General features: G+C 63.4%; 15 protein-coding genes and 1 riboswitch. Of the genes, 10 read left to right on the top strand and 5 right to left on the bottom strand.

Annotation, left to right across the window (positions count from 1 at the left end; translation table 11 throughout):
- Positions 1 to 151 (top strand): hypothetical protein (locus H5T60_03390; protein ID MBC7241474.1); only part of this gene is annotated, 151 nt, incomplete at its 5' end.
- The gene (locus H5T60_03385; protein ID MBC7241473.1) at positions 144 to 1,136 is read left to right on the top strand and encodes a LysM peptidoglycan-binding domain-containing protein; all 993 of its coding nucleotides are present in this window, start codon (positions 144 to 146) and stop codon (positions 1,134 to 1,136) included. The genes H5T60_03390 and H5T60_03385, both read left to right, overlap by 8 nt.
- 93 nt (positions 1,137 to 1,229) lie before the next feature.
- Here the strand turns inward: H5T60_03385 and H5T60_03380 are convergent, their stop codons facing one another.
- The 3 genes from H5T60_03380 to H5T60_03370 all read right to left on the bottom strand — a co-directional run bounded on the left by H5T60_03380 (position 1,230) and on the right by H5T60_03370 (position 2,941).
- Positions 1,230 to 1,553: a YtxH domain-containing protein gene (locus H5T60_03380; protein ID MBC7241472.1), complete on the bottom strand. Its 324-nt coding sequence runs from the start codon at positions 1,551 to 1,553 to the stop codon at positions 1,230 to 1,232.
- A gap of 46 nt (positions 1,554 to 1,599) precedes the next feature.
- Complete coding sequence (locus tag H5T60_03375; GenBank protein ID MBC7241471.1) at positions 1,600 to 1,929, bottom strand: hypothetical protein; 330 nt, start codon at positions 1,927 to 1,929, stop codon at positions 1,600 to 1,602.
- A 220-nt stretch (positions 1,930 to 2,149) separates the two neighbouring features.
- Positions 2,150 to 2,941, bottom strand: a complete 792-nt coding sequence (locus H5T60_03370) for an IclR family transcriptional regulator (GenBank protein MBC7241470.1) — start codon at positions 2,939 to 2,941, stop codon at positions 2,150 to 2,152.
- A 351-nt stretch (positions 2,942 to 3,292) separates the two neighbouring features.
- Between H5T60_03370 and H5T60_03365 the strand changes: the two genes are divergently transcribed.
- From H5T60_03365 to H5T60_03335, 7 genes are all read left to right on the top strand, one after another.
- Positions 3,293 to 4,732 (top strand): phosphoenolpyruvate carboxylase, encoded by a 1,440-nt coding sequence (locus H5T60_03365; GenBank protein ID MBC7241469.1) that lies wholly within the window; start codon positions 3,293 to 3,295, stop codon positions 4,730 to 4,732.
- 188 nt (positions 4,733 to 4,920) lie between these two features.
- Positions 4,921 to 6,270 carry an aminotransferase class III-fold pyridoxal phosphate-dependent enzyme gene (locus tag H5T60_03360; protein MBC7241468.1) on the top strand — a complete coding sequence of 450 codons (1,350 nt, stop codon included), beginning with the start codon at positions 4,921 to 4,923 and terminating at the stop codon, positions 6,268 to 6,270.
- An 18-nt stretch (positions 6,271 to 6,288) separates the two neighbouring features.
- Entirely contained in the window at positions 6,289 to 7,416 is a 1,128-nt protein-coding gene (locus tag H5T60_03355) for an exo-alpha-sialidase (GenBank protein ID MBC7241467.1), read from the top strand.
- Between the two features lie 50 nt (positions 7,417 to 7,466).
- On the top strand, positions 7,467 to 8,633 hold the full coding sequence (locus H5T60_03350; protein ID MBC7241466.1) for an aldo/keto reductase: 1,167 nt from the start codon (positions 7,467 to 7,469) through the stop codon (positions 8,631 to 8,633).
- Positions 8,634 to 8,669: 36 nt separating this feature from the next.
- The gene (locus H5T60_03345) at positions 8,670 to 9,353 is read left to right on the top strand and encodes a rhomboid family intramembrane serine protease (protein MBC7241465.1); all 684 of its coding nucleotides are present in this window, start codon (positions 8,670 to 8,672) and stop codon (positions 9,351 to 9,353) included.
- 224 nt (positions 9,354 to 9,577) lie between these two features.
- Positions 9,578 to 9,720, bottom strand: a riboswitch (cobalamin riboswitch).
- A gap of 163 nt (positions 9,721 to 9,883) precedes the next feature.
- Positions 9,884 to 11,422, top strand: coding sequence for a glycerol kinase GlpK (gene glpK / locus H5T60_03340; GenBank protein MBC7241464.1), 1,539 nt, complete (start codon positions 9,884 to 9,886; stop codon positions 11,420 to 11,422).
- Positions 11,423 to 11,447: 25 nt separating this feature from the next.
- A complete protein-coding gene (locus tag H5T60_03335; protein ID MBC7241463.1) occupies positions 11,448 to 12,248 on the top strand; it encodes a prepilin peptidase in 801 nt (266 codons plus the stop codon).
- Positions 12,249 to 12,254: 6 nt separating this feature from the next.
- Here the strand turns inward: H5T60_03335 and H5T60_03330 are convergent, their stop codons facing one another.
- Together H5T60_03330 and H5T60_03325 are read right to left on the bottom strand one after the other, a co-directional pair.
- On the bottom strand, positions 12,255 to 13,358 hold the full coding sequence (locus tag H5T60_03330) for an Ldh family oxidoreductase (protein ID MBC7241462.1): 1,104 nt from the start codon (positions 13,356 to 13,358) through the stop codon (positions 12,255 to 12,257).
- Positions 13,355 to 15,406 (bottom strand): GAF domain-containing sensor histidine kinase, encoded by a 2,052-nt coding sequence (locus tag H5T60_03325; protein ID MBC7241461.1) that lies wholly within the window; start codon positions 15,404 to 15,406, stop codon positions 13,355 to 13,357. The genes H5T60_03330 and H5T60_03325 overlap by 4 nt, the downstream gene beginning before the upstream one ends.
- 245 nt (positions 15,407 to 15,651) lie before the next feature.
- Between H5T60_03325 and H5T60_03320 the strand changes: the two genes are divergently transcribed.
- Positions 15,652 to 15,983, top strand: a 332-nt coding sequence (locus H5T60_03320) for an iron-containing alcohol dehydrogenase (protein ID MBC7241460.1), incomplete at its 3' end; no start/stop codon positions are given.

Raw genomic sequence — 15,983 nt, 5'->3', positions numbered from 1 at the left:
GGCCGGCGAGCATGTGGTGCGCCTGCGCTTCGGGGATACGCCCGTGCGGCTGGCCGGCAAAGGTATTTCCCTGGTATCCCTGCTGGCGGCGGGATGGCTCCTCTGGCCGGCGCGCCGGCGCACGGCAGGAACGGGCGCGAGCGATGATTGACCTGTCCGCTGGGTATCGCCGCAGGCGAAGTTCACCGGGAGCGCGCATCGCGCTGGTCGCGGTGTTCGTCCTGTTAGCGCTCATGATATGGCAGCCCTGGAAGAGGGGGCCGGCGCCAGAGCTGGCCCTGTCGCCGGCGCTCACTCCGATGCGCACGCCGGCGGCCACGGGGGACGTTACCTCGACCCCGACAGTCTCTCCCACACCGACGACGCTGCCATCGGCTACCCCGGTCGCTGTATCCCAGGCCATGACATATACCGTGACGGCCGGTGACACGCTGATTGGGCTGGCGAAGCGCTTTGGGGTGCCCCTGCGCGACCTGCTGGCGGCCAACGCTCTGGAGGAGGATGACATTCTGCGGGTGGGGCAGGTGCTGACCATTCCGGCCGGCGCAGTCACGCCGACGCCGGCCGAAAACACCGCGATCTACGAGGTGCAGGCCGGCGATACGCTGTCGGAGATCGCGACGCGCTTCGGTGTGCCCATCGGCGACATCATGCGGGCTAATGACATTGCCGACCCGGAGCTTTTGCAAATCGGACAGGTGCTGCGCATACCGCTGGGCCCGCCCACTCCTACCAGCACCCCGACCCCGGTGCCGACTCCCACGCCGACTCCTGGGCCGCCCCTGCCGGCGCCTCTGCCGCTGTGGCCGGCGGACGGGGCCGACTTACGGGGGGAGCGCTATGTCCTGCTCAACTGGACGGCGGTCGGTCTTCTGACAGCGGAACAGGGCTATCTCGTGCGGTTATGGCGGGAAGATGCCGGCGGGGTAGCGGCGGTCTGGACCTGGGATACAAGCTGGAGATGGGGGAGGGAGATCTGCGCCGGCCAGGGTACCCATCGCTTTACCTGGAGCGTGGCGGTGCTGGAGTGCGCTGACTGCAGACGCGACGCCCCGGGAAGGATAGATGAATTTGGCGGTCAATTCCTCAGCGCTGAGAGCATCCCGCGCTCCTTCCTGTGGTGCGGGGAGCGCTGAGGGGCCGGCTGGGTGCAAAATGAACCCGCCATGCTCTAGTGCGAGCATGGTGGGTTCATTGATTGACATAAAGATATTGACACAGGGCAGTACTCAGCCGATCTGAATCTCACCGGTGGAGCCGGCTTCCGCCTCCTCGCCGCCGGCCTGCTCGAGCCGGCCCAGCATTTCCTCTTTCGTGCGGATGGCGGCAATTTTGCCCTCTTTGATGGCTTCTTGCACCGTGCGGGTGATGAACTCCTTGGCCTCATCCAGGGAGAGGTCGGAGAAGCGCTGTTTCAGCTCTTCGCCCTTTTGCCGCAGTTGGGAAATGGTCTCTTTGCCGGGCTGTGGGGCAAAGAGGAGAGCCAGGCCGGCGCCGATCAATCCGCCGATCAAAAATCCCGTCAGGAATTCGCCTCCGCCGTCTCTTGCCATTGGATACCCTCCTCTTTCAGATAAAGAATTGACACGTGAACGAGCCTCATGCAGTGTCCGTGGAATCCTCGCCGTGGGAATGCGCCGCGCCCTTGGGCCAGGCCGAGAGCACCTGGAAGGCACGCCGGATGCCGGCGGCAGTACTGCTGAGATCTACCAGCGGTTTGATGAGGTGCCGGCTCATGAAGGTCGTGGTGCCCCGTACCGTGCCCACCGTCTCGCTGGCGGAATCCAAAATGGGCTGGATTTCTTCCCGCAGAAGCTTGATGAGCCGCTGAAGCTGGACGAGCAGAATGATCAACAGGACGCCGATGACGATGGACAAGATGGCCAGGATGATGATGGCGACATCCCGGATACTGCCGATAACGGTCATGCCGGCACCTCTCTTTGTGCTGAGTGTCCCAGGAAGCGGCCCCTGCGAGGACCCAGAGCTACATACATTGTAAATATTTCGGCGGGAATGTCAACCCCATGCTTCAGACCGTTCCCGCCTTCCGATAGATTTGTCGGATGCCCACCGCGATGATGGCCGCCGGCAGGAGGCCGATGAGCAATGCAGTCGTTGGTGAAGACGATCCATAGAATAGGAGTGTTCAGTCCGTAGGGGCCTCGGCCTGCCCGTTCCAGCCAAGGCGGGCGGAGATGGCGCGAGCGGCTTCCATTAATGCGCCGGCCATTTCCTCAATGCGCTCGTAGCTCAGGCGGCCGGCGGGGCCGGGTATGCCAATGGATGCGACCGCGCGGCCGGTGATATCCCGGATGGGGGCGGCCACCGCACGCACGCCGATTTCAATTTCCTCATCGTCCAGGGCCCAGCCGCGCTGGCGGATTTCCTCCAACTGCTGGAAGAGCGCCGCCTTAGTGGTGATGGTGTGTTCTGTGAACTGGCGCAGGGTGTCTGGCAGGAGGGCATCCACCTCCTCGGGTGGGAGGAAGGCCAGGATGGCCTTGCCGCTGGCCGTGCAGTGTGCCGGCAGACGCATACCGGTCGCCACGGCGACGGCAATGGGGAATCGAGAGGGGAAAACGTCAAGGTACAATACCTGGCCGTCATCCAGGATACCCAGGTCGCAGACCTCACCAAAACGGTCCACCATCTCGCGCATGTGCGGGATGGCCTCTTGGCGGAAGTCCATGCGCCGCAGGATGGACAATCCCAGTTCCAGGAGGCGGACGCCGAGGCGGTATTTATCGCTGCCGGGCACGCGCTCGAGGATGCCGGCGTTCACCAGGGCAACCACCAGACGGTGCGCGGTGGCGCGGTGAAGCCCCACCTGGCCGGCGATCTGTGACACACCCAGCACCGGATGTGTATCGTCGAAGCAGGCGAGGATCTGCATGATGCGGTCAATGACCTGCACATGGTAAATGGAAGGGTCTTTCATAGGCAACTGCTCGCCCTGATATATACATGCTGTACGGATTCACATAAAGCTTAACACAGCGGTTGGAATCCGTCAACTTTGGGATACACGCAGGGCATCGGGTTATAATAGATCAATGTGCGTTTGAGACTGATGAAACTCTGCTTGACATACCTGCCCAATTTCATATAATGATACGTGTCTGTGTACCTCAAGGAAGAGTTCTGCGCGGTTGCCCCGTTTGACAGATCGTTTTCCACCAGGATGCAATCGGATACGCGGTCGTGGCCGGCCGGCGTGCATGCGGCGCCGTGCCATAGGGTCCGCATACCTTACTATCGGAGAGCGGAAATGTGCACCATACCCAAATGCATGAGCACCCAACATCCTGACAACGTCTACTCGCCTTTCTTTGCCGAAAATGTGGTCATCAACGGCGAGGAGGAGATTAAAGAGGCGTATTATGTCTTCTCCCACCTGGGCTGTGACGAGCAAATGTGGGACTACGAAGGTAAAGAGGTTGATAACTTCGTAGTCAAGAAACTGCTGAACCAATATCCGTCCTTTTTCCGCGACAAACGCTTGGGGAAAGATGTGTTTATCACCCTGCGCGTCCCCAACCCAACGGTGGAGAAGGGGGAGGCCAAGGTATTGTTGGAGACCCTGGACAGCATTCCTCGTTCATTTGACGCGGCCAAGATGTTCTATGGGGATGATATACCCCCTATCTTTGAGGTCATTCTCCCGATGACCACTTCCCACCGCTGTCTGGACCGTATTTATCTCTACTATCGCGATTTCGTGGTCGGCAAACAGCATAAGCCGTTCAAGCCGGGGGATGTGACCATCTGCGAATGGATCGGCGAGTTCAAGCCGGAGACCATCAACGTTATCCCCCTGTTCGAGGATATGCCGCGCCTGCTGGAGGCGCATACCATCACTCGCGACTTCATCCGGGATAAGAAGCTGAAGTACCAGCGGGTGTTCCTGGCGCGTTCGGACCCGGCGATGAATTACGGGTTGATCAGCGCGGTCCTGCTGAACAAGATTGCCCTGATGGAGCTTGAACGGCTGTCGCAAGAGATCGGCATTCCCATCTACCCTATCGTCGGGGTGGGTTCGCCTCCGTTCCGCGGCAACCTGCGCCCACAGACTGTGGACCGGGTCATCCAAGAATATCCCAGCGCCTCCACGCTCACTGTGCAGTCATCCTTTAAGTACGACTATGCACCGGAGGAGGTGCGAGAAGCGGTGCGCCTTCTGCGCGAGCGGCAGATTCAGCCGGCGCAGGAGGTGGACCGCGGCCGCTGTCTGGAGATCATCAACAAATATGTCATTGCCTATCAGGAGCAGTTGCAGGCTGTGGTACCGGCCATCAATGAGGTGGCCAAATACGTCCCCCAGCGGCGCCGGCGCAAGCTTCATGTCGGATTGTTCGGCTATGCCCGCGGCGTGGGGGGCATTACTCTTCCCCGCGCCATCGGCTTCACCGCCGCCATGTATTCGCTTGGGTTCCCGCCGGAGATCCTGGGACTGGATGCGCTCACCGAGGATGATATCCAGTTCCTCCAGCAGGTCTATGTGAATTTCAGGCGGGACCTGCGCGATGCGGTGCGCTTCCTCAACCCGGACACGCCCTGGCTGACGCCGGCCCTGCGCCGGCAGTTGGAGCATCTGGGGGTGGCTGGCAACTATCATGAGGAGCACCGCTCGCTGACAGACCACATTATCAAGTCGCTCCAGTCGCATCACGTGGAGCAGATGGAGGACTGCATCCTGCGCGCGGCATACGCGCGGCGCTTTTTGGGATAATCCATTGGCTGCGCCCCTGGTGCTGTCCCACCGACGGCGCCGGCCGTACCCAGATGCGGATGGAAGCTTTTTCGGCCGAGGTGTGAACGATCCCGGGCCCATCCTCTCGCTTTCATTGACACCGGCCGCCGGCTGTGCTATAATGCATACAGGCCCGACCATCTGACAAGTTTCAAAAGGAGCATACCATGGGATACACCAGACCCTTCGGCGTCCAGCGCTCCTATGAGCTGTTTGCCCGCGCCCAGTCCCTGATGCCGGGGGGAACGCAACTGATCTCCCGCCGGCCCGACCGCTACGCCTACGGCGTGACCCCCGCACTGGCCGAACGCGCCAAGGGTTGCCGCTTCTGGGATGTGGATGGCAATGAGTATATTGACCTCCAGATGGCAGTGGGCGCGTGTGTGCTCGGTTATGCGGATGATGTGGTGGATGCCGCGGTCATCGAGCAGATACGACGCGGGCCGGCGCCCAGCGTCAGCACCACGGTGGAGCTGGAGCTGGCGGAGGAGCTGACGAACACAATCCCCTGCGCCGAAATGGTGCGCTTCTGCAAAGGCGGCGGCGAGGCCAATGCCATTGCCATCCGCATCGCCCGCGCCTATACCGGCCGAGATAAGATCGCCTTCTGCGGCTACCACGGCTGGCACGACTGGTACCTGGCCGCCAACCTGGAGTCCACCGCTGTGCTGAACGATTACCTCCTGCCTGGTATCGAGCCGGCCGGCGTGCCCCGCGGATTGGCCGGCACCGCCATCCCTTTCGCCTGGGAAAACCTTGCATCACTGGAGCAGGTGCTCGAGACCCATAAGGGCGAGATCGCGGCCGTTATCCTGGAGCCGGCCCGCTCCTTCGACCCCAAGCCGGGGTACCTGGAGGGTGTGCGGGAGCTGGCCACGCGTTACGGCGCGGTGCTCATCTTCGATGAGGTGGTGACCGGCTTCCGCCTGCACATCGCCGGCGCGCAGGGCAAATACGGCGTGGTGCCCGACATCGCCACGTATGCCAAGGCCATTTCCAACGGCTATCCCTTTGGCGCGGTGGCCGGCAGACGGGAGATCATGTCCATCGCCGCCGACCTGTTCATCAGCAGTACGTACTGGTCCGACCCCATCACTGCCGCCGCGGCGCTGGCCACCATCCGCGAGTATAAGCGCCGCGATGTCCAGACCTACATTGATCGGATGGGCAAGCGCTATATGCAGGCGTTCAACGCCCTGGCGGAGCAGGCGGAAGTGCCGGCCCGCTTCGCCGGCATGGGATGCAGTTTTGTCCTGCAGTGGGATTTCGAGGACCCCGATCCCTTGCTCCGCAAGCAGGCCACCACCCTTTTCATCCAGGAGTGCAATAAGCGCGGCATCTTCGCCGCCGGCGGCATGCATATGTGTTGGGCACATACTGAGGCCGAGCTGGAAGAGCTGAAACCTCGCTGGGAAGAGGTGCTGGGAGTCTTGCGCGACGCCATTCGCGCGGGGGACATCGCCGGCCGGCTGGAAGCGGAAGTGAGCAAGGAAGCGTTCCGCCGGCTCGTGCGCTAACGCCCTCAGGAGGGCATCATGCAGGTTATCGAGCACGGCATCATTTTCGACGCCCGGCAGGCCCCGCCACAGCGGCGCTTCTGCTCTTTCACGAGCCTGCTGTACACCGCGGACGGACGCCTGCTGGTGGCATTTCGGGCCGGCAGTTCCAAGGATTCCGCCGATGAGAACATCCTGATTTGCGAAAGCACCGACGGGGGCCACAGTTGGGAGCTGGTGTGGGAGGGCTTCCCGCTGGAATACGCCGGCGTGAGCGGCGCCTGGCGCGCTGGGGCGCTTTTCGAGCTGGAGCCGGGCCGGCTGTTGGGCTATTTCACCTGGTTCGAACGCACTGACCCGACCCTGCCCCTCTCCAACCCCGAGACCCAGGGCATCCTCCCCAGCCGGCTCTTGCTGGCCGAATCGAGCGATTACGGGCGGAGCTGGCACGCCTGGCGGGAGCTGGACGTGCACCCCTTTGAGGGCGTCTCTGCCACCGGCGCGCCCCTGCGCCTGTCGGACGGTGTGCTCGGTTTTCCGTATGAAGCCTGGAAGAGCTACTATGACGCGCGTCCGGGTGCGCATCATGCCCTGCTGCGCCGCTCGCCGGACGCCGGCCGCACCTTTGAGCCCCCGGTCATCGTGGCCCATGACCCGGCGGCGCGCGTCTTTTACTGGGACCAGCGGCTGGGGATCGCGCCGGATACGGGCCGGCTCATCGCGCTGTTCTGGACCCACGATCGCCAGCTCGGCCAAGACCGCAATGTCCACGTGGCCTGGGGCTCGCCCGATGGACGGCGCTGGACATCGCCGCCGGCCGACACCGGCTTCGCCGGCCAGATCGCCTATCCCCTCTGCCTGGGCGGGGAAAGGGTCCTGGCTGTTTACGTGCACCGCCACGACCCTCCTTCCATCCGCGCCGTCTTGAGCCGAGATTTCGGCCGCACATGGGAGCTGGCGGAAGAGTGTGTGGTCTATGAGAGCACCGCCGGCCGCGAATCCGGCGTCGGCGGTCAGCGCGAGTTCGGCGATTACTGGGCGGACATGAACCGCTGGACCTTCGGGCATCCGGAGGCCTGCCTTCTGCCAGACGGCCAGGTGCTGGCGGCGTTTTACGCCGGCGACACAACCGCCATGAGCATGCATTGGGCGCGGTTGGCGCTGTAGCCGGCAACGCGCTATAATGTCTCTATCATCCGATATAAGGGCGAGCCAAAATGGAATATCGTGAGCTTGGCAGAACGGGTCTGCGTGCCTCCCGCCTGGGTTTCGGCAGTATGCGTCTGCCGACCATCACCATCGGAAGCACCGACTATATTGACTTTGACCGCGCTGTCGAGGTCCTGCATGCCGCGTTCCGGCTGGGCATCAATTACGTGGACTGCGGCTTCCTCTACGTCAGCGAGCAGGCGGAGATCGCGGTCGGGCGCGCGGTCAACTCTTGGCATTCCCCCGACGACATCATCATCACAGACAAGGCCACCAAATTCCGCCTGGAGCGCCAGGGCGACCTGCGCCGCATGCTGGAGCATCAGCTTCAGCGTCTGGGCAGGGATTGGGTCCATTTTTACCTTTTCCACGGCATCGGATGGGACAATTTCTGGGAGCTGGACGCCCAGACCGGCTGGATCCGGGACATGTTTCGGGCGCGGGAAGAGGGCCTGGTGCGGCATGTGGGCTTCTCTTTCCATGATGAACCGCAGGCCATGATGGACCTGGTCAATCTGGGATGGGCGGAGCTGGTGACCTGTCAGTACAATTACCTGGACCGGCGCAATGAGGTGGCGATGCGCTACGCGGCATCGAAGGGTGTGGCGGTGGTGGTGATGGGGCCGGTGGGGGGCGGCCGGCTTGCGGTGCTCCCCAAGGGCGTGGCCGAGCGTACGGGCTGGAGCGCGCAGTCCGCGGCCGAGCTGGCCCTGCGCTTCGTCGCGTCCAACCCGGATGTCGATGTCATGCTGTCCGGCATGAATTCGGTGGAGATGGTGGAACAGAACGTGATGGCGGTGGAGAAGGGGCCGCTGGCGCCGGCCCAGGTCCAAGAGATCGCCGCGCTGATGGATTATTATGGCCGGCTGGCAAAGCTGTACTGCACCGGCTGTCAGTACTGCCTGCCCTGTCCCCAGAACGTCAACATCCCGCGCGTGTTCGAGCTGTTCAACTACCTCACGGTGTACGGCCTGGAGGAATATGCCCGGCGCGAGTACGCCCGGCTGATGGGCAAGGGGCAGGACGCCTCGCACTGCATCGAGTGCGAGACCTGTCTGGAGCGCTGTCCGCAGTCCCTCCCCATTCCGGAGCGGCTGAAAGAGGCCCATGCCGCGCTGAGCGCCGGCGCCTGCCCCCCCGCTCTACGTGGACAAAACCGCCCCCTTGTGCTATGATTGTCCCACTCTTGATTCCCGACAGGAGTGATACAGGTGATACCTATCTCTGACCGACTGCCCACGCGGCGCTTCCCCATCATGACCGTCCTGCTGATCGTCGCCAATGTGGTGATCTTCGGCTTTGAGCTTCTGCTGGATATGCTCGGCCTGCTGGAGCCGTTCATCTACGCCTTTGGGGTCGTGCCGTATCGGGTACTGCACCAGTTTGACGCGCTGACGGCGTTCAGCTTTTTCTCGTCCATGTTTCTGCACGGGGGTTTCCTGCACCTGGCCGGCAATATGCTGTACCTCTGGATCTTCGGCAACAACGTCGAGGATGCGCTGGGGCACTTCCGCTTCCTCATCTTCTACTTCCTGTGCGGGATCCTGGCATCGCTGGCGCAGGTGCTGGCCAGCGTGAATTCGACGATCCCCGGCATCGGTGCCAGCGGGGCAATCGCCGGCGTGCTGGGGGCGTATCTGGTGCTGTTCCCGCATGCGCGCATTATCACGCTCATCCCGCTGGGGATTTTCACCCAGTTGGCGGAACTGCCGGCGGTCATCGTGCTGGGCTTCTGGTTCATCCTCCAGTTGTTCAACGGGGTGCTGGCGCTGGGACTGCCTTCGGCTGGCGGTGTGGCATGGTTCGCGCACATCGGTGGGTTCGTTGCCGGCTGGCTGTTGGTGCGGCTGTTCGCCATTGGGCGCCGGCGGGCGATCCGCTATTATCATTATTAGCCGGAGGGAAAGAGATTGGGGCACCGCCGCCATCGGTGCCCCAACCACACAGAGGAAAGGAGAGAGACAACAGAGGAGAACGTCTTTGTCCTCTTCTGCGACGAAAATGGAAACCGCCGCCAGTGGTCCTGGGCGGCGGGGTAAAGAAAAGCCCCCTGCTGGCCGGCGGGGGGCTTTTCACACGTAATCGCTCACGTGTTCCCATGCCTGTCGCGCGCAGGTCACTGGAAACGCTGTGTTGAGGCGGGTAACCTGGCTTCCCCAGTAGTTGGGGTTACAGTTGCGGGACAGCGCCGGACTTGCACCGGTCTTCCCCCTTTACGTCCCTCGCATCCGGGCTCGGGACACCTCAACGGCAGTGGTATGCGGTTGTTGAGGATTATATACCATAGATTGATGAGATTGTCAATTCGGGCCTGCTTCGCTTTGACCATTTGCCCCGCCCCAGGGTATAATGGCGCGGCCTGTGCCGGCCAGCAGTTATCCCGCCGGCCGTCTTCCAACATCATTCCAGACATGGGAGGGCTCGTATGGCATCCCGCGATACCGCCGTTTATACCTCCGCCATCGACCAGGGCACCACCGGCACCCGCTTCATGGTCTTCGACCGCACCGGTCGCGTCATGGCCTCCTTTTACAAGGAACACCGTCAGATTTACCCCCAGCCCGGCTGGGTGGAACACGATCCCCTGGAAATCTGGGAGGCGACTGCCGAGGTCTGCCGCAAAGCCCTGGACGCCAGCGGCATCCGCCCTGAGCAGATCGCCGGCCTGGGCGTCACCAATCAACGCGAGACCACCATCATCTGGGACCGCCAGACCGGCAAACCGCTCTACAACGCCATCGTCTGGCAGTGCACCCGCACTACCGACATCTGCCAGCGCCTGATCGATGACGGCCTGGAGCCGCTTTTCCGCCGCAAGACCGGTCTGCCCATTGCCACCTACTTCTCCGGCCCCAAGATCAAGTGGATCCTGGACAATGTCCCCGGTGTGCGCACACTGGCGAAAGAAGGCAGGGCCTTGTTCGGGAACATTGATACCTGGGTCATCTGGAACCTGACCGGCGGGCCGGCCGGCGGCGCGCACGTCACCGACCCTTCCAACGCCTCGCGCACCATGCTGATGAACCTGGAGACCATGGACTGGGACGATGAACTGCTCCGCATCCTGGACATCCCGCGCCAGATGCTGCCGGCCATCCGCCCTTCCTGCGACCGCGCCGGCTACGGCCTTACCCGTGCCGACGGCCCCCTGGGCGGCGTCGTCAAGGTCTGCGGCGACCTGGGCGACCAGCAGGCGGCGCTCTTTGGGCAGGCCTGCTTCGACCCCGGCGAGGCCAAGAACACCTACGGCACGGGGAGCTTCCTCCTGCTCAATACCGGGGAGAAGCTCATGCACTCCCAGCACGGCCTTCTCACCACCGTCGCTTACCGGCTGGATAACGGCGTGAAAGCCTACGCGCTGGAGGGGTCCATCCCCATCACCGGCGCGGCGGTGCAGTGGTTGAGGGATAACCTGGGCATCATCCACAGCGCGAGCGAAACGGAGGAAATCGCCCGTTCGGTGGAGGACGCCGGCGGCATTTACTTCGTGCCGGCTTTCTCCGGCCTCTTCGCGCCACACTGGGACATGTATGCGCGCGGCCTCATCATCGGCATCACCCGCTACATCACCAAAGCCCACCTGGTGCGCGCCACGCTGGAGTCCATCGCCTATCAGAGCCGCGAGGTCGTGGAGGCCATGGAGGCGGACGCCGGCATCTCCCTTAAGGAGCTGAAGGTGGATGGCGGCGCGGCCCGCAACAACTTCCTGATGCAGCTCCAGGCGGACATCCTGGGTGCGCGGGTCGTGCGGCCGCGTGTGGAGGAGACGACCGCGCTGGGCGCGGCCTATGCCGCCGGCCTGGCCGCCGGCCTGTGGGACAACCTCGATGCCCTGCGCCAGAACTGGGTGCTGGACCGCGTCTTCGAGCCGCAGTGGGATGAGCGCCGGCGCGAGGCCGGCTACCGCGGCTGGAAGCGCGCCGTCGAGCGCGCTAAGGCCTGGGTCGAGCGGGAGAACGGCTAGCGCAATCTATAATTAGGGGGCGGTGATGGCCACAGCGATATATATCATCCTCGGCCTGCTGACCGGGCAGTTCCTGGCCTGGTGCGCCGACCGCCTGCCGGCGGAGCGCGATCTGGGCTGGCATGCCGGCTGTCCCCATTGCGGACGACCTCTTCCCGCAGATATGTCCGCGCCGGCCCGCTGGCTGGTCCTGCTGGGCTGGCGCACCTGCCCTTTCGAGGGTGGGCGCTGGCGCTGGCGCACCCTCGCGCTGACGGCCATCACCGCCGCCGGCTTCGGCTACCTATGGTCTCTCTACGGCTGGACGGCGGAACTCATCGTCAAGACCATGTACTGGGCCATCTTCGCGCTGGTGACGGTCATTGACCTGGAGCGCCGGCTTATCCTGAACGTGGTGGTATTCCCGGCCTGCCTGCTGGCGCTGGCCGGCGCCCTGCTGACGCCAGAGCCGGGCATCCGCCGCGCGGTGCTGGGCGGCATCACCGGCTTCTTGATGTTGTTCGTGATTTACCTGCTGGGGGCGCTGTTTGCCAGGGTCATGGCGCGCCTGCGCGGCCGGCCCATTAATGAGGTGGCATTCGGGGCCGGTGATGTCAAGCTGGCGCTGTTCATTGGGCTGGTAACCGGTCTCCCCGGGGTTATTTTCGCCTTGGTGATCGGCATATTCCTCGGGGGGCTGTTCGCCGGCGCGTACCTGTTGTGGATGTTGCTGGTGCGCCGGCGCTATTCCGCCTTCACCGCCATCCCCTACGGTCCCTTCCTGGTCATCGGCGCGCTGGTGATGATGCTCTACGGCCCAGCGATAATCCAGTGGTACGCGGGGTGAGGGGCGCTAGAAGTACGCCTCATAGCCGGCGATGCCCAGTTCGTCGCGCATATACTGAAGCTCACGCTTAAGGTTCTCGTTCACCGGGATGCCGGTGCGCCGGCGCTCCTGCTCCATCTCGTACTCCTTCTCGCCGGCGACATATATCCGCTCACAGCCCGGCGCTTTGCGCGAGCGCTGGAGGTCCAGCAGGATCTGCGTGGTGATGCGGCGTGAGACCTCCAGCGGGATGAAGTGCTCGATGTCGAGCGCCAGGAAAAAGTGTCCCAGCATATAGGGCCGGCGGCTTCCATCGGGGGCCTTGCCCAGCAGGTCCTTGAGGAAGGCCCCTTCCTGCAGGGAGGCCGAGAGGATTTCGACCATAACCGCCAGGCCGTAGCCTTTATGGCCGCCCATCAGCTCGCCGGCGCCGCCCAGCGGCAGGAGCGCCGCGTTCCCCGTGTCCAGGTCCCGCAGGATGGTGGTGGGGTCGGTCACCGGCTCCCCATTCGGGTTGATGACCCAGCCCGCCGGCGCCGGCGTCTCCTCTCGTTCCAGCACCTCGATTTTACCCCGCTGGGTGATGGAGGTGGCGGCGTCGAAGCAGAAGGGATAGGGCAGGTCGGTGGGCGCGGCGAAGGCGATGGGGTTAGTGCCCAGCATGGGTTCGGTGCCGAAGGTGGGGGCGATGGCCGGCCGGGCGTTGGTGACCGTCAGGCCCATCATGCCCTCCTTCACGGCCATGAGGGGATAGTAGCCGGCGATGCCGAAGTGCGTGCTGTTGCGCACCGCCACGGCGCCCAGTCCCCCGCGGCGCGCCTTCTCGATGGCCATGCGCATGGCGCGATATGCGATGACATGTCCCATGCCGTGGTTGCCGTCCAGCACGGCGGTGGTTTCCGTCTCCCGGACCACAGTCACCTCGGTGATGGTCCTCTGCACGCCGGCCTTGATGCGGTCGTAGTAATATTTCAGCCGGCCGATGCCGTGCGACTCGATGCCGCGCAGGTCGGCGGTGATGAGCACATCCGCGCAGATGGCGGCATCCTCCGCCGGCACCCCCAGACCGGTGAACACGTCGAACATGAAGCGCTGAAGCACCTCGACAGGTATATACCGTTTTTCCATCATGCCTCCTCATCGTTCATGGTCAATGGTCCATCGTCCGCCTGTTCCACCCGCGCCGGCTGTCGCAGTGGGATGTGGAAGCGGAAGGTACTGCCCTCGCCGGGGGTGCTTTCCGCCGCTACCTCGCCGTGGTGCGATTCGATGATCAGTTTCACCAGGGCCAGTCCCAGCCCCAACCCTTCCACCCCCCTGCGCACAGGGTCGCTGGCCTGGTAGAAGCCCTGCCAAATGGAGGAGAGCTGTTCAGGGGGGATGCCGGGGCCGGTGTCCCGCACCTGACAGGTCAGCATATCCCCCTCTATCCCATATGAGATGAAGACCTGTCCGCCGGGCTTATTGAACTTGATGGCGTTATGCACCAGGTGCTGTAGGGCTTCTCTCAGCCGCTCCAGATTGCCCTCTATGATCACCGGCCGGCCGCCGCTGACCCGCAGGATCACCTGGCGCGACTGCGCCAGTGGGCCCAGCACCAGCACCACCTGATCCACCACCTCGGCGAAGTCCAGCATTGTTGTGGTGAGCAGTTCCTGCCGGCCCAGCAGGCTGGCGAAGGACACCAGCGCATCCACCTTCCCGCTGGCCTCGTGAATGCTGAGCTCAAGCTGGGCGAACTGCTCGCGCACGGGTTCGGGGCATTCCTTGCTGTATCGCTTCAGGACCTGCAGTGAAAGGTCAATGCCGGCGAAGGGACTGCGCAGTTCATGGGTCACCAGGCCGAGGAACGCCGATTTCAGCCGGTCCAGGTCCTGAAGATGTTGATAGGCGTCCTGGAGCTGGGCGTTCAGGTTCTGCAGGTGGGCATGCGCCTGGATGAGGTTCTGGAAGGTGCGCAGGTGGTGCAGGGTGGCGGCGGAGAGGTCGGCGACCGCTTCGAAGAGCTGGAATTCCTCGCTGGTGAAAGGGGGGTGGCCGGCAAGACGACTGCCAATGAGGGCTCCCATGACCTGTTCGCCGGCCAGCATTGGCTGGATGAGCACTTCGCCCAGCGGGGCCTGCCCCAGCAGTTCCTGCAGGGCGATGCGGATGCGGTTATTGGCCTCGTCCATCTCCGCGGCAGTCAGCAGGACCTGCCGGCCCTCCGCTACCGCGTCTTTCAGCGGGGGAAGCTGGTCCGGGTACACATGGGTCTGGGCCGTCTCGGGGAGCTGGGCGTTGAGGGACTGGTAACGGGCCGCGACGGGCCAGCCCTCGGAGCTGTTCCCTTCATCCTTGAGGAGCACGACCAGCCCGTCCAAGTTGAAGACCGGCCCGCTGTAATCGGCCACTACCTTCAGCAAAGTGAGTTCATCGAGCGGAGAGCGCACCAGCCGGCTCAGTTCCAGGAGCAGTATGCGCTCTTTGGTGTGGTCGAGGGAACGCCGGCTGAGGGAGCGAAGCTCGCTCCCATAAGCCCGCAGGTCTCCGGTAATGGTCTGGTAGATCGCCAGGGTGAAGAGCGGATACACCAGTGCGCCGCTGGCTCGCAGGGCGGTGGGATATCCCAGCACCACGCCGGCGTGTCCCAGGGTGAGGAACCCGAAGGCCAGGGAGAGGAGAGCACGGTGTTCGCGCCGGCTGGCGGCCAGGAACCATGTCGTCACCCCGGCCAGGCCGGCCGTGGCCAGGTGCCAGACGATGGTGCTCCATTCCATGGGGCTGTCGCGCGTGCCGTCAGGCCAAAGCCACCGCGCGACCCATATCCCTGCGGCCAGGCCGGCGAGAAGGAGCAGGATATTGCGGAGCCGGTCGGCCAGCTCGTGGTCATGGAAAGCGGAGCGGGAGAAGGACCAGGCCAGCAGGATCAGGCTGAAGCCTTCGATGAGGGAATAGGCCGGCGGGAAGGCCTGGGGGAGTCCTGGGATCAGGAGCGGAAGGCGCAGAGCCGCCAGCGCGGCGAAGGTCGCGGAAAGCCGGCGCGCCTCGGTGTGCGTGCCGTGTCTCCACTCGTTCAGCGCCATGACCAGGGCGAGGAGCAGGAACTCCAGTATCAGGAGTCCGACAACGCGATCGTTCTGGAGCAAGCGCGTGATGTAGGTAAGGGAAATGGACCCGTCTGGGCCGGCCGCCCCCATGGCTCTCCTTCTTCTTCTTGCTTCGATGGCCCAACCCTGTGTCGTTGCTTACTCTATTGTAACATACATATCCGCCGGCTGGCAAGGGAAGGTGGAGCTTGCCATAACATGACTTTTGTCCCCTATATTCCGGGCCGGAAGGGGGAATTGGCAGTCCTTTTTCGCGCGAACCTATTGTCCCGGCTCCAGCAATAGAGTATAATGATAATAAGTTCCCCGGGCGGCGCGCAGGATTGGAGGCCAAGATGAAAATCTGCAAGTTTGTGATGCCGGAGGTGATCTTCGGCCCAGGGTCTTTGGGGCAGATCGCCGAGTGCGCTCAACGGTTGGGGGCCGAAAAGATATTTCTGGTCACCGATGAGGGCGTGCGGCGCGCCGGCTGGGTGGACAAAGCCGTTGCTGTCCTGAAGGATTGGGGGATGAATTTCGAGCTGTGGAGCCAGGTCACCCCCAACCCCAAGGACTATGAGGTTGAGGAAGGCGCACAGCAGTATCTGGCGGCCGGCTGTGACGCCATTGTCGGCTTGGGCGGGGGCAGTCCCATGGTGAGACGCCGGCACATGCTGTCACGCCTGAC

The organism is Anaerolineae bacterium (genome assembly GCA_014360855.1).
In the GTDB taxonomy this organism is placed as follows: domain Bacteria; phylum Chloroflexota; class Anaerolineae; order JACIWP01; family JACIWP01; genus JACIWP01.
Note: the sequence above shows the minus strand (reverse complement) of the source record. Positions and strands in the feature narration are given on the sequence as shown.

Excerpts from the sequence above, each read along its gene's own strand:
- H5T60_03385 (MBC7241473.1), top strand. The coding sequence starts at position 144 with ATGATTGACCTGTCCGCTGGGTATCGCCGCAGGCGAAGTTCACCGGGA.
- H5T60_03380 (MBC7241472.1), bottom strand. The coding sequence starts at position 1,553 with ATGGCAAGAGACGGCGGAGGCGAATTCCTGACGGGATTTTTGATCGGC.
- H5T60_03375 (MBC7241471.1), bottom strand. The coding sequence starts at position 1,929 with ATGACCGTTATCGGCAGTATCCGGGATGTCGCCATCATCATCCTGGCC.
- H5T60_03370 (MBC7241470.1), bottom strand. The coding sequence starts at position 2,941 with ATGAAAGACCCTTCCATTTACCATGTGCAGGTCATTGACCGCATCATG.
- H5T60_03365 (MBC7241469.1), top strand. The coding sequence starts at position 3,293 with ATGAGCACCCAACATCCTGACAACGTCTACTCGCCTTTCTTTGCCGAA.
- H5T60_03360 (MBC7241468.1), top strand. The coding sequence starts at position 4,921 with ATGGGATACACCAGACCCTTCGGCGTCCAGCGCTCCTATGAGCTGTTT.
- H5T60_03355 (MBC7241467.1), top strand. The coding sequence starts at position 6,289 with ATGCAGGTTATCGAGCACGGCATCATTTTCGACGCCCGGCAGGCCCCG.
- H5T60_03350 (MBC7241466.1), top strand. The coding sequence starts at position 7,467 with ATGGAATATCGTGAGCTTGGCAGAACGGGTCTGCGTGCCTCCCGCCTG.
- glpK (MBC7241464.1), top strand. The coding sequence starts at position 9,884 with ATGGCATCCCGCGATACCGCCGTTTATACCTCCGCCATCGACCAGGGC.
- H5T60_03335 (MBC7241463.1), top strand. The coding sequence starts at position 11,448 with ATGGCCACAGCGATATATATCATCCTCGGCCTGCTGACCGGGCAGTTC.
- H5T60_03330 (MBC7241462.1), bottom strand. The coding sequence starts at position 13,358 with ATGATGGAAAAACGGTATATACCTGTCGAGGTGCTTCAGCGCTTCATG.
- H5T60_03325 (MBC7241461.1), bottom strand. The coding sequence starts at position 15,406 with ATGGGGGCGGCCGGCCCAGACGGGTCCATTTCCCTTACCTACATCACG.